Origin of the sequence: Exiguobacterium sp. LL15 (genome assembly GCF_024436095.1) — a bacterium.
GTDB classification, from domain to species: Bacteria; Bacillota; Bacilli; order Exiguobacteriales; family Exiguobacteriaceae; genus Exiguobacterium_A; species Exiguobacterium_A indicum.
This window is the reverse complement of sequence record NZ_JANFNX010000006.1, coordinates 1-13,401: the sequence shown is the minus strand read 5'-3', so window position 1 is coordinate 13,401 and position 13,401 is coordinate 1. Positions and strand designations below refer to the sequence as shown.

At 48.5% G+C, this 13,401-nt stretch carries 14 protein-coding genes; all 14 read left to right on the top strand.

The window, feature by feature from the left end:
• The first annotated feature begins 12 nt into the window (after window positions 1-12).
• The 14 genes from hpt (at window position 13) to lysS (ending at window position 13,085) form a co-directional block, all read left to right on the top strand.
• A complete protein-coding gene (hpt, locus tag NOM72_RS15825; RefSeq protein ID WP_023466560.1) occupies window positions 13-558 on the top strand; it encodes a hypoxanthine phosphoribosyltransferase in 546 nt (181 codons plus the stop codon).
• Window positions 559-678: 120 nt separating this feature from the next.
• The gene (gene ftsH, locus NOM72_RS15820; RefSeq protein ID WP_075643142.1) at window positions 679-2,682 is read left to right on the top strand and encodes an ATP-dependent zinc metalloprotease FtsH; all 2,004 of its coding nucleotides are present in this window, start codon (window positions 679-681) and stop codon (window positions 2,680-2,682) included.
• A 180-nt stretch (window positions 2,683-2,862) separates the two neighbouring features.
• Window positions 2,863-3,624, top strand: coding sequence for a type III pantothenate kinase (locus NOM72_RS15815; RefSeq protein WP_035399500.1), 762 nt, complete (start codon window positions 2,863-2,865; stop codon window positions 3,622-3,624).
• A gap of 10 nt (window positions 3,625-3,634) precedes the next feature.
• On the top strand, window positions 3,635-4,558 hold the full coding sequence (gene hslO, locus NOM72_RS15810; RefSeq protein WP_023466563.1) for an Hsp33 family molecular chaperone HslO: 924 nt from the start codon (window positions 3,635-3,637) through the stop codon (window positions 4,556-4,558).
• Window positions 4,559-4,570: 12 nt separating this feature from the next.
• Window positions 4,571-4,882, top strand: a complete 312-nt coding sequence (locus tag NOM72_RS15805) for a SurA N-terminal domain-containing protein (RefSeq protein ID WP_023466564.1) — start codon at window positions 4,571-4,573, stop codon at window positions 4,880-4,882.
• 80 nt (window positions 4,883-4,962) lie between these two features.
• Window positions 4,963-5,907, top strand: coding sequence for a cysteine synthase A (gene cysK, locus NOM72_RS15800; protein WP_255999452.1), 945 nt, complete (start codon window positions 4,963-4,965; stop codon window positions 5,905-5,907).
• An 87-nt stretch (window positions 5,908-5,994) separates the two neighbouring features.
• Window positions 5,995-7,380: an anthranilate synthase component I family protein gene (locus NOM72_RS15795; protein ID WP_255999451.1), complete on the top strand. Its 1,386-nt coding sequence runs from the start codon at window positions 5,995-5,997 to the stop codon at window positions 7,378-7,380.
• A complete protein-coding gene (locus NOM72_RS15790) occupies window positions 7,377-7,958 on the top strand; it encodes an anthranilate synthase component II (protein WP_023466567.1) in 582 nt (193 codons plus the stop codon). Before NOM72_RS15795 ends, NOM72_RS15790 begins: the two co-directional genes overlap by 4 nt.
• Window positions 7,942-8,781 carry an aminotransferase class IV gene (locus tag NOM72_RS15785; protein WP_023466569.1) on the top strand — a complete coding sequence of 280 codons (840 nt, stop codon included), beginning with the start codon at window positions 7,942-7,944 and terminating at the stop codon, window positions 8,779-8,781. The genes NOM72_RS15790 and NOM72_RS15785 overlap by 17 nt, the downstream gene beginning before the upstream one ends.
• Window positions 8,778-9,563: a dihydropteroate synthase gene (gene folP, locus NOM72_RS15780; protein WP_255999450.1), complete on the top strand. Its 786-nt coding sequence runs from the start codon at window positions 8,778-8,780 to the stop codon at window positions 9,561-9,563. The genes NOM72_RS15785 and folP overlap by 4 nt, the downstream gene beginning before the upstream one ends.
• A 2-nt stretch (window positions 9,564-9,565) precedes the next feature.
• A complete protein-coding gene (folB, locus tag NOM72_RS15775) occupies window positions 9,566-9,937 on the top strand; it encodes a dihydroneopterin aldolase (RefSeq protein WP_023466572.1) in 372 nt (123 codons plus the stop codon).
• On the top strand, window positions 9,934-10,449 hold the full coding sequence (gene folK, locus NOM72_RS15770) for a 2-amino-4-hydroxy-6-hydroxymethyldihydropteridine diphosphokinase (protein WP_023466573.1): 516 nt from the start codon (window positions 9,934-9,936) through the stop codon (window positions 10,447-10,449). The genes folB and folK overlap by 4 nt, the downstream gene beginning before the upstream one ends.
• Window positions 10,449-11,441 (top strand): tRNA dihydrouridine synthase DusB, encoded by a 993-nt coding sequence (gene dusB / locus NOM72_RS15765; RefSeq protein WP_023466575.1) that lies wholly within the window; start codon window positions 10,449-10,451, stop codon window positions 11,439-11,441. The genes folK and dusB overlap by 1 nt, the downstream gene beginning before the upstream one ends.
• 162 nt (window positions 11,442-11,603) lie before the next feature.
• Entirely contained in the window at window positions 11,604-13,085 is a 1,482-nt protein-coding gene (lysS, locus tag NOM72_RS15760) for a lysine--tRNA ligase (protein ID WP_145981747.1), read from the top strand.
• Window positions 13,086-13,401: the final 316 nt, after the last annotated feature.

The window sequence follows — 13,401 nt, the reverse complement described above, 5'->3', positions numbered from 1 at the left end:
GGAATACCTAGCATGACCTTGATGAACGATATGGAAAAAGTACTGATTTCAGAAGAAGAGATCCAAAATAAAGTGGGCGAACTTGCCGGCGAATTGACAGCGGATTATCACGATCGTTTTCCGTTGCTTGTGTGCGTCTTAAAAGGCGCAATGCCGTTCATGTCTGATCTTGTGAAAAAGATGGATATGCACCTTGAAATGGACTTCATGGACGTTTCAACGTATCACGGTGGGACAACATCAACAGGTGAAGTCAAGATTGAAAAAGATTTGAACACATCGGTAGAAGGACGCGACATCTTGATTGTCGAAGATATTATCGACAGCGGATTGACGCTTGGTTACCTTGTCGATCTCTTTAAGTACCGGAAAGCGAAGTCCGTTAAGATCGTGACGTTGCTCGACAAACCAACAGGACGGAAGAATGACTTGCACGCAGATTACAGCGGCTTCGTCATTCCACACGAATTCGTTGTCGGTTATGGTCTGGATTACGAAGAGAAGTATCGTAACCTTCCATATGTAGGTGTCTTGAAACCTGCAGTCTACGGTGGCTAATTATTTTTAATCTCGTCTGTCCCATGATAAGATGAAACCAATTACAAAGCGCGCCCTGTCGCGCCAGGATTCGTATTCATCCACTAGAAAAACGAGATGGATGCGGAGAGGAGGCATAAGATGAACCGAGCAGTGAAGAATACCCTCGTGTTTGGGGTCATTTTTCTAGCTTTGATCTTGTTTCTGCAATACTTGCAGAGTCCAGTGAACAAAAGCAAAGAAATCAATTACACACAGTTTGTCGAGTCTGTTGAAAAAGGTGAAATCAAGACGGCTACCTTCCAATACGAAGGGCAGACGTATAATGTGACAGGAGATTTGCGTGAAAAAGATTCAACGTATGAGACGGTCGTACCGGCTGTTGATACGGAACTAACGGATCTTTATACGCAATTGAAAAGCCAAGGAGTCAAATTGGACTTTAAGGCAGCAGAAACGAATGGTGGTTGGATCGCGTTACTGACGACGATCGTTCCATTCATCATCATCTTCATCCTCTTCTTCTTCTTGATTAATCAAGCACAAGGTGGCGGTGGTGGCGGTCGCGTCATGAACTTCGGGAAATCGAAGGCACGCCTCTATGACACAGAGAAGAAAAAGATTACGTTTGATGATGTAGCCGGCGCAGACGAAGAGAAACAAGAACTCGTCGAAGTCGTTGAATTCTTGAAAGATCCGCGTAAATTCGCGAAACTCGGTGCTCGTATTCCGAAAGGGGTCCTCCTCGTAGGTCCTCCAGGTACAGGTAAGACGTTGCTCGCGCGTGCCGCAGCTGGTGAAGCTGGCGTACCATTCTTCTCGATTTCAGGTTCTGACTTCGTTGAGATGTTCGTCGGTGTCGGGGCATCACGTGTCCGTGACTTGTTCGAAAACGCGAAGAAAAATGCACCATGTATCATCTTCATCGATGAAATCGATGCTGTCGGTCGTCAACGGGGCGCAGGTCTCGGTGGTGGACACGATGAGCGTGAGCAGACATTGAACCAACTTCTCGTTGAGATGGATGGATTCAGTGAAAACGAAGGCATCATCATGATCGCAGCAACGAACCGTGCTGATATTCTTGACCCAGCCTTACTCCGTCCAGGTCGTTTTGACCGTCAAATCACGGTTGACCGTCCAGATGTCATCGGTCGTGAAGCAGTCTTGAAGGTTCACGCGCGGAATAAACCGCTCGATTCAACGGTTGATTTAAAAGCGATCGCACAACGAACACCTGGATTCTCAGGTGCGGATCTTGAAAACCTTCTAAACGAAGCAGCACTTGTTGCCGCTCGGGCAGACCGTGATAAAGTCTCGATCGTTGACCTCGAAGAAGCGATTGACCGCGTCATCGCTGGACCAGCGAAGAAGAGCCGGATCATCTCGCCGAAAGAGAAAAAGATCGTCGCATGGCACGAAGCTGGACATACAATCATCGGTGTCACGCTCGACGATGCGGATGAAGTACACAAGGTAACGATCGTTCCTCGCGGAAACGCGGGCGGATATGTCGTCATGTTGCCAAAAGAAGATCGTTACTTCATGACGAAGCCGGAACTCGAAGATAAGATTACTGGATTGCTCGGTGGTCGTGTCGCAGAGGATATCGTCTTCGGAGAAGTCTCGACTGGGGCAAGCAATGACTTCCAGCGTGCGACAGGTCTTGCACGGAAAATGGTCATGGAGTTTGGGATGAGTGAAAAACTCGGACCGCTTCAATTCGGATCAGGTCAAAGCGGTAACGTCTTCCTCGGCCGTGATTTCCAAAACGAACAGAACTACTCGGATGCAATCGCACACGAGATCGATACGGAAATCCAAGCGATCATCAACCGCTGTTACCAAAAAGCGAAAGATATCCTGACTGAGAAGCGCGATCAGCTCGACTTGATTGCAACGACATTGCTTGAAGTCGAAACACTCGATCAAAAACAAATTCACCACCTCCTAGAGACGGGCGAATACAAAAAACATGAACCAGAAGCAATGACTCCAAAAGCAGAAGAGAAAGCACCGGAATCGACAGATGCAACTGTTGATCAACCGACAGAGTCTCCAACGCAAATGGGTTCAGTCGTTGACGAAGGGAAAAATGTAGATACGGATACACCAGATACGCCGCGTCGCGACGATCAAGTGTAAACGGATGGAACGGATTCGATTGATATCGAATCCGTTCTTTTTTGTGGCAGACCGAGCGAATACACATCGGTAGGTGTGACCATACGAGCATGGTATAATCACAACGTATATAGTTCCGATCGTGAAACAACGGAATACAATCGAAGCATGAAAATTGAGAAGAAGCGGGGAAATAAGCAAATGATTTTAGTCATCGATGTCGGAAATACGAATATCGTCTTAGGTGTCTATCAAGGACAAGAGTTGATTGAGCATTGGCGGATTGCGACAGACCGGACACGGACGACGGACGAATACGGTATGCTCGTCAAAGCGTTGTTCCGTGACGCAGAGCTAAACGTGGAAGAAATCGAGGGAATCGTGTTATCATCTGTCGTACCCCCCGTCGTGTTTCCACTAGAAAATATGTGTGTGCGTTACTTTAAACGCCGTCCGTTCTTGATTGGACCAGGAATCAAGACAGGACTCGATTTAAAAGTCGATAATCCACGAGAAGTGGGAGCCGATCGAATCGTCAACGCGGTAGCAGCGACGGCGAAATACGAGGGACCGATGATCATCGTCGATTTCGGAACAGCGACGACGTATTGTTACATCGATGCACAAAAACGGTATTACGGCGGCATCATCTCACCCGGTGTGATGGTTGCAACCGAGGCACTCTATAATAAGGCAGCAAAATTGCCGCGAATCGAAATCGCGAAACCGCAGTCAGCCATCGGACGGAATACGATCCATGCGATGCAGTCGGGGACCTATTTCGGATATGTGGCACAGGTGGACGGACTCGTTCACCGGATGAAAGAAGAAATGGGAGAAGCGAAGGTCATTGCGACCGGCGGCTTAGCCCGATTAATCAGCGAGGAATCCACGATGATTGAGATCGTCGATCCATTCTTGACGTTAGATGGATTACGGATTATCTACGAACGAAATAAGTGAGGGAATCAAGATGAAACGTGAAGAATTATTAGCACAATTAAAAGATGACTATTTAGTACGGGCGTTAGGCTTCAATGGAGAAGTCCGTGCGTTTGCAATCCGTTCGACGAAGACGGTCTATGAAGCACAACTGCGCCACCAGACGACACCTGTCGTCACAGCAGCGCTCGGTCGGACACTGACGATCGGTGCAATGATGGGTACGATGCAAAAAGGCGATACACGTGTCACATTAAAAGTCGAAGGCGATGGACCGATTGGGAAAATCATCGTCGATGCCGACGCAAAAGGTGTCGTACGTGGATATGTGAGTCGTCCCCGTGTCGAGATGGATACGTATGTCAATGCAGATGGTCTGACGAAACTAAAAGTCGGTGAAGCGGTCGGTCGCGGAAACATCTCTGTCATCAAAGACCTCGGGTTACGTGACTTCGTCGGTGGTCAATCGCCGATTCAAACAGGTGAGATCAGCGAAGACTTTACGTATTACTTCGCTGTATCGGAACAAAGCCCATCGGTCGTTGGGGCTGGCGTTCTCGTTTATCCAGAAGACGAATCAGTTATCGCAGCAGGTGGCTTGATCGTTCAATTGATGCCAGGTGCATCGGAAGAGACGATTGCAGCACTCGAAAAACGTGTTGGAGCCCTTAAACCGATCTCGATTCTCGTCGGTGAGGAAAAAACACCAGAAGAAATGTTAGAACTCGTTCTCGGTGACTACGAACATCTTGATACGATTCCAGTATCATTCGAATGTACGTGTGACCGTGACAAATTAGCGACAGCAATCATTGCCCTTGGACCAGATGAGATTCAAGCGATGATTGATGAAGATGGTGGTGCGGAAGCTGTTTGTCACTTCTGTTCAGAGCATTATCACTATGATGTTCCAGAATTAGAGGAACTTCGCGAAAAATCACTCGAAAGAGCATAAGAGGGATCGAATATGGGGAATGTACAACCTAAGTACTTGTGGATGTTGATCTTCATCTTAATGTTGACGAATTTCATGACCGGTGCTTACGCCTTCATGGGTGAGCTCCCAAAGGTCGATTCTCCTAAAATCGTTCAAGACAGCATCGGTGGTCCGCTCGAGGATGTCGTCGCCGAAGTCGGTGATGAGAAAATCACGCGCGCGATGGTCTATCAGACGATGCGAACGGAACAGGAAAAACAGACGATTGATCGTTTGATTCAAGAAGCGGTCGAACGCCAGACGAAGGATGGAAAAAAGCCGGAAGTCAAACGCTTTGATTGACAGATTTCATCCAGTCCGCTGATAATTAGTTTATCGGATTACTTGGAATTCAAGCGGTTCACTAATGAGGAGGAATGGTCATGCGTATTGCGAATTCAGTATTAGATTTAGTCGGTCGCACCCCGATCGTCAAGTTACATCATCTAACGGGTCCTGAGGATGCAGATGTGTATCTGAAATTGGAGTACATGAACCCTGGATCAAGCGTAAAAGACCGGATCGCGTTATCTATGATTGAGGCCGCAGAAGAAGCGGGTCAACTCAAAGAAGGAGACACGATCATCGAGCCGACGAGTGGGAACACAGGAATCGGACTCGCGATGGTCGCTTCGGCGAAAGGGTACCGCGCCATCCTCGTCATGCCGGAAACGATGAGCATGGAGCGCCGGACGTTGCTTCGCGCCTATGGTGCGGAATTGATTCTGACTCCGGGTCCTGAAGGGATGAAGGGTGCGATCGCTCGCGCGACAGCGGAAGCAGAAGAACACGGTTACTTCATGCCGCAACAATTCAATAACGGTGCCAATCCAGTCGTTCATGAAAAAACGACAGGTCCTGAAATCGTCGAAGCGTTCGAAGGCATGCAACTCGATGCGTTCATCGCGGGAATTGGAACGGGTGGAACGATCACCGGTGCTGGTAAAGTGTTACGTGATGCTTTCCAAGGGATTGAAATCATTGCCGTCGAACCAACGGATTCACCGGTCTTATCAGGTGGTAAACCGGGACCACACAAACTGCAAGGAATCGGTGCTGGATTCGTGCCGTCGATTCTCGATACAGAGATTTATGATGGTGTTGAGCAAATCACGACGGAAGAAGCATTCGATTACGCACGCCGAGCAGCGAAGACGAATGGTGTCTTAGGCGGTATCTCGTCAGGTGCTGCGATTGCAGCAGCGCTCAAGACAGCGAAACGTCTCGGTAAAGGGAAAAACGTTCTCGCGATCATTCCTTCGAATGGGGAGCGGTACTTAAGTACACCGCTGTATCAAATCGAGGAAGAAGCAGACCAATCGAAGTAATCAACTGGACGTACACGGAAGTCATTCAGCTTCCGTGTACTTTTTTGCGTATAATGAGAGCAGAATAGTGTGAAGTGGGGGACGCGTATGCGACAGACGAAATACAAAGCAGTACCATGGACGAAAGAACAATTTTACAATCGATATGTTGAACAGACGAATGGCAAAACGGGACACGTCTGGCTCGAAAGCGGTCGAATCGGCCGGTATACGATGGCGGCGACTCGTCCTGTCGGATACGTTCGGACAAAGGACGGAACGACGACGATTGAGACAGATGGAAAAGTCGAGACATCGACGGCGAATCCGTTTGATGTACTCGAACGACTTCGCGTCGACCGTGAATCAGTCCGACCGGATGGAATGCCACCGTTCTTTGGTGGGTTTGCCGGATATGTCAGTTATGATGCCGTCCGTTATTTAGAAAAGCTACCTGAACGAGCGATGGATGATTTGCAAACACCCGATCTATCATTTTACTGGTACGATGAAGTCGCCGTGTTTGATGAAGAAACGAAGCAATTGTTCATTGCCGTGACACGAGACACGGCAGAAGAAGCAGAGCGAGTTCTTGAAACGGAAGTCGCGCGTTGGTGCATCGAGACGGATGCACCTCAATTTACACCGACTGGTTTATCAGGTGAGCGAGAACGGGCTTTCGGGCAGGAAGCGTTCATGACAGCGGCACACCGGATTAAATCCTATATTGAGGACGGTGACGTTTTCCAAGTTAATTTGTCCGTCCGTCAACAGGAACCGCTTGGGACGACAGCGGAACATTTGTATGATGTATTACGACAAGTCAATCCTTCTCCATACATGGGTTACTTTGCGGATGAAGATTTAACACTCGTGTCCGCCTCACCCGAGTTGCTCGTCGAAAAAATCGGTGATGCGTTAGCGACACGTCCGATTGCCGGAACACGGCCGCGCGGGAAGGATGAAGCGGAGGATTTACGACTTGCGAAAACCTTACTCGATAATGAAAAAGAACGGGCAGAGCATGTGATGCTTGTTGATTTAGAGCGCAATGATTTAGGACGCGTCAGTCGTTATGGTACGGTTCATGTCGATGAGCTGATGGTGATCGAGAAATACTCGCACGTACAACACATCGTCTCAAACGTCAGAGGGGAAGTAGCTCCGGAACACTCTGGGAGTCAGGTGCTCGCTGCGATGTTCCCAGGTGGTACGATCACTGGCGCACCAAAAATCCGGACGATGGAAATCATTGAAGAACTGGAACCGGTCCAGCGCGGTATCTATACTGGGTCGCTTGGCTTCATCAGTTGGGCGGATGATGTCATTTTCAATATCTTGATCCGGACACTCGTCGCAAAAGACGGGATGGCATATGTTCAAGCAGGTGCTGGAGTCGTCACAGATTCGGACGCAGCACGTGAATACGAAGAGTCACTTAGTAAAGCCAAAGCGTTATGGGTGACAAAAGAAACAGCGGAGGGAACGCAATGATTGTATTGATTGATAACTATGATTCCTTTACGTACAACTTAGTCCAGTATTTCGGCGAACTTGGGCAAGACATCCGGGTATTTCGCAACGACGCGATCACCCTTGCGGAAATCGAAGCGTTGCAACCGGATCATCTGGTCATCTCACCGGGCCCCTGTACACCGAATGAAGCGGGGATCAGTCTAGAAGCGATTGCTTATTTTGCTGGGAAGGTGCCGATACTAGGGGTCTGCTTAGGTCATCAAGCGATTGGACAAGTATTCGGTGGTAAAGTCGTCCGCGCGAAGGAATTGATGCACGGAAAAGTCTCGCCACTGACGCATGACGGACAAGGCATCTTTGAACGAATCCCACAAGCGACGCCGGTGACACGTTATCACTCGCTCGTCGTTGAACGCGAGACATTCCCGGAAGTGCTCGAAGTGACGGCGGAATCCGGTGGGGAGATCATGGCACTCCGTCACCGGACGTTGCCGATTCTCGGTGTCCAGTTCCATCCGGAAGCGATTTTGACGCGAGACGGGAAGCAGATGTTAAAAAATTTCTTGGAGTTGACGCATTATGTATCTCTGGCATGACGGAACCATTAAACGAGAAGAAGAAGTACGCATCTCCCCGCTCGATCACGGATTCGTCTACGGGATGGGTGTATTCGAGACGTTTCGGACCTATAACGGACATCCGTTTTTGTTCGATGATCATATTGAACGCTTACGGATGAGTTGTGTCGCACTCGGAATCCAGCTAGCATATGATCGGGAAGCCTTACGGCAAGCGATCCAAGATTTATATGCGGCATATGGGGCGAACGATTTATACATTCGGTTGAACGTCTCTGCCGGTCCACGTGAGATCGGTTTATCAATCGATCCTTACGACACGCCGACCGTGTTGATCTATGCGAAACCAATCGCTCCGCGAAAACGGGCGGAACGTGCACTCGAGACGATTCGTTTACCGCGCAGTACACCGGAGACGACTTACCGCTTGAAGTCACATCATTACATGAACAATCTAGTGGCGAAACGCCAATTGTTCAATCCGGAAGCAGAAGGGTTGTTTTTGACGAAGGAAGGTCATGTCTGTGAGGGCATTACGTCAAACATCTTTTGGCGTTACGGAAGTACATGGTATACGTCACCGCTTGAAACCGGTGCACTGAACGGGATTACCCGTCAGTTCCTCATGCAATATGTACCGGTCGAAGAACGCTTGGCTTATTTACCGCAGCTCGAAGAAGCAGATGAGATCATCTATACGAATTCCGTTCAGGAAGCGGTCGCTATTTCGTCACTTGACGGACGCCCTTTCCCTGGAATCAACGGAACAGGATATGCACAAATCATGACGCTGTTTGATCAATCCGTCGAACAGGTGACGACAAGGAGAGAACAACGATGACTTACATCATGGGTATCTTGAACGTGACACCGGACTCCTTTTCGGACGGTGGACAATATGTCGATGTCGAGCAAGCGATGCGACAAGCGCGTCAGCTCGTCGCGGATGGAGCAGATGCAATCGATGTCGGTGGAGAATCGACACGACCGGGTGCAGCATTCGTATCAGTCGAAGAAGAACTCACCCGTGTTTTACCGATCATCAAGCGCATCAAACGAGAGCTGAACGTCCTCGTATCGATCGATACGTACAAACCGGTCGTCGCAGAGGCTGCTATTGAAGCAGGAGCAGATATCATCAACGATGTTTGGGGCTCGAAGTGGGGCGATCGTTCGATGGTCAACGTTGCTGCGCAGTATAAAGTACCCATCATTTTGATGCATAACCGGGAGACGGCGCATGGGACAGATATGCTGGTAGAAGTCCGGGCTGACCTGGAGGAATCGATTCGGTTAGCAAAACAGGCAGGCGTAGCGGAAGAGCATATTTGGCTCGACCCTGGGATTGGATTCATGAAGACGCATGAAGAGAACTTGTACCTGATGCGTCATCTATCGATCGTAACGGACTTCGGGTATCCGGTTTTACTCGGAACGTCCCGTAAATCGATGATCGGACTTGCGCTCGGATTACCGACAGAAGAACGACTCGAAGGAACGATTGCGACGGTGTGTTACGGAATTCAACAAGGATGTGACTGGATGCGTGTGCATGACGTCAAAGAAGTCAAACGGGCAGCGCAGATGATGGACATCATGTTGGCTGCGACGAAGGGGGAATAACGGTGGATCGAATTCATGTAACAGGAATGCGTTTTTATGGGTACCACGGTGTATTCGCAGAAGAGACGAAACTCGGTCAACGCTTCAATGTCGACTTATCGATCGGACTTGCATTGGCAGAAGCCGGTCGGACGGATGATTTGACGAAAAGTGTCAATTACGCCGAATTGTATGAAGCGACGAAACGTGTCGTCGAAGGAGAACCGCTCCAACTCGTCGAAGCCTTGGCGGACCGTATTGCAAAAGCAGTATTTGCGTTAGACGAACGAATTCAAGAAGCGTCGATCAAGGTCATCAAACCGGATCCGCCGATTGCCGGTCATTATGAACATGTGGCGGTCGAGATCAATCGCCTTCGGGAGGACTATGCATGAAGGAAGCTTACATTGCACTCGGCTCGAACATCGGCGATAAAGCGGCTCACTTAAGAGCAGCGATTGCTCGCCTGAGAGCATTACCGTCCGTTCATGACGTAAAGACCTCTTCCATTTATGAGACGGTACCTGTCGGGTATCTCGAGCAGGATTTATTCTATAATATGGTCGTCGCGATTCAAACGACGGATGAGGCATCTGTCTTACTTGGGCGACTGCAGGAAATTGAACAGCTAGAAGGACGCGAGCGTTTGTTCAAAAATGGACCACGAACGCTTGACTTAGATATTTTGCTATATGAGGAAGAACGCATTGACCTCGAAGGATTAACCGTTCCGCATCCGCGGATGCAAGAGCGGGCATTCGTCCTTGCGCCATTACGTGAACTCGCAGCAACATGCGTCATACCCGGTCTTGAGCAAAGTGTCGAGCAGTTGTATCAGCAGTTACCAGAGACAGAACGAAACGGTGTACGACGGTTAGGTGGGCTTTTAGAAGCGGAGGAACAATAATGGAATTTAACATTGGTGATGTCAAACTGAAGAATCAAGTCATCTTGGCACCGATGGCAGGCGTCTGTAATCCGGCGTTTCGGTTAATCGCAAAGGAGTTTGGTGCAGGACTCGTCTGTGCGGAGATGGTCAGCGATAAAGGGATCTTGTACGAAAACGAACGGACGCTTCAGATGCTGTACGTAGATGAACGGGAAAAACCGCTCAGCCTTCAAATCTATGGCGGTTCAAAAGAGACACTCGTTCAAGCGGCACGATATGTCGAAGCGAACACGAATGCCGATATCATTGACATCAACATGGGCTGTCCGGTCCCGAAAGTCACGAAAAGTGATGCTGGAGCGAAATGGTTGCTTGATCCGGATAAGGTATATGAGATGGTCCATGCGGTGACGCAAGCGATCGATAAACCCGTTACTGTTAAGATGCGGACCGGCTGGGACAGTCATCACATCTATTGTGTTGATAATGTCAAAGCGGCAGAAGCGGGTGGTGCGAAAGCCGTTGCCATCCACGGGCGGACACGTTCGCAAAAGTATGAAGGGGTCGCAGACTGGAACATCATTGGCGAAGCGAAAAAAGCGGTCAACATTCCGATCATCGGAAATGGAGATGTTCAGACGCCGCAAGATGCAAAACGGATGATTGATGAGATCGGCGTCGACGGTGTCATGATCGGACGGGCAGCTCTCGGGAACCCGTGGATGTTGTATCAGACGATCCAGTATCTCGAATCAGGAACGCTTCCGGCAGAACCGACGGCGCGTGAGAAGATTGATATCTGTCTCTTACACGCCACACGACTAGTCGCGCTAAAGGGAGAAGAACTCGCCGTACGCGAAATGCGGACACATGTCGCCTGGTATTTGAAAGGAATGAAGGGGAACGGTCGCGTTCGCAATGCGTTATTCAATATCGACACACACGCAGGACTCGTCGAACTGTTACAGCAGTACTTGCAGACACTCGAAGAAGACGTAGCATATGCCTAACAGGTAAAGTATAGTCGGACAGCGTCGTTTTGTGGTACGCTAGTTGCATTGAAGATGAGCGTATCGGTTTTCTAAAAGGGCTGTCGGTCATTCCGACAGCTTTTTATTCGAGAGAATCGTCGTGAACCATTATTAAAAGGAGTGAAGACAGTGAGTCAGGATATGGAAATGAACGATCAAATGCAGGTGCGTCTCGGTAAGATGAACGCCATGCGTGAACAAGGTCTCGATCCATTCGGCGCACGTTTTGAACGTTCGACGGATACTGCGAGCATTCGTGCATCATTTGGTGAACATACAAAAGAAGAATTAGCTGAACTAAAACCGGAAGTTGCGATCGCGGGTCGTGTCATGACGACACGTCGTAAAGGGAAGGTTGGCTTTACGAATGTTCAGGATGTACAAGGTCAAATTCAGTTGTATGTCCGTAAAGATGACATCGGTGAAGAGGCGTACGAGATTTATAAGACATGTGACTTAGGTGACATCGTTGGAATTCAAGGATATGTGTTCAAAACGAATGTTGGTGAACTGTCTGTTCACGTTACAGCATTTACGTTATTAACAAAATCGTTACGTCCGCTTCCGGATAAATATCACGGATTAAAAGATATCGAACAACGCTACCGTCAGCGTTACCTCGACCTCATTACGAACCAAGAATCACGTGAGACATTCATCGCGCGGAGTAAAGTCATTCGTGGAATTCGTCAATATCTCGATAACCTCGGATACTTGGAAGTCGAAACACCAATGTTGCATACGATTGCGGGTGGAGCATCGGCTCGTCCGTTCATCACGCATCATAATGCACTCGACATGACGCTTTACATGCGGATTGCGATCGAGCTCCATTTGAAACGTTTGATCGTCGGTGGACTTGAGAAAGTCTACGAAATCGGTCGTGTGTTCCGTAATGAAGGAATCTCAACACGCCATAACCCAGAGTTTACGATGATCGAACTCTATGAAGCGTATGCGGATTATAAAGACATCATGAACTTAACAGAGAACCTGATCGCTCACGTCGCGCAAGAAGTACTCGGTACGACACAAGTCACTTACGGAGAAGACGTCATCGATCTATCTGTCGGTTGGAAACGAGCACACATGGTAGATCTCGTTAAAGAAGCGACAGGTGTCGACTTCTTTGAACAGATTTCAAACGAACGTGCCCTCGAACTAGCGCATGAACACGGTGTTGAAGTCCAGTCACACATGACGACGGGACATATCTTGAATGAGTTCTTCGAACAAAAAGTAGAAGAAACACTCGTTCAACCAACATTCGTCTATGGTCATCCTGTTGAAGTATCACCACTTGCGAAGAAAAATCCAGAGGATCCACGCTTTACGGATCGCTTTGAATTATTCATCGTCCGTCGTGAACATGCGAATGCCTTCACGGAATTGAACGATCCAATCGATCAACGTGAACGTTTCGAAGCACAACTCGTCGAAAAAGAAGCAGGAAACGACGAAGCACATGAAATGGATACAGACTTCATTGAAGCACTCGAGTACGGTATGCCGCCAACGGGTGGTCTTGGCATCGGGATCGATCGTCTCGTCATGTTGTTGACGAATGCGCCATCGATTCGTGATGTGTTACTCTTCCCGACAATGCGTCACCAACAAAATTAATGAGTAGAGCTCCGTTTCTTCTATAGCTTATAGAAGGAACGGAGCGTTCTTTTTGAAGTCAATGTAGGGATAAACGAGTCAAAAAACGGGTAAATAAAACTTTTTAAATGTTTTTCTAATAAAATGCTTGTACGATTTAAAAAGCCATGGTATATTACTTCTTGTGCCGCGAATGGTCGTGACACACAAAAATAAATATCAAAAAAGTTGTTGACAATCGGGTTGATAACTTGTTAAGATATTAAAGTCGCTGAAAACGACACGACGAACTTTGAAAACTGAACGATGAGGCAAAAATCGTATTCTACGGAATACA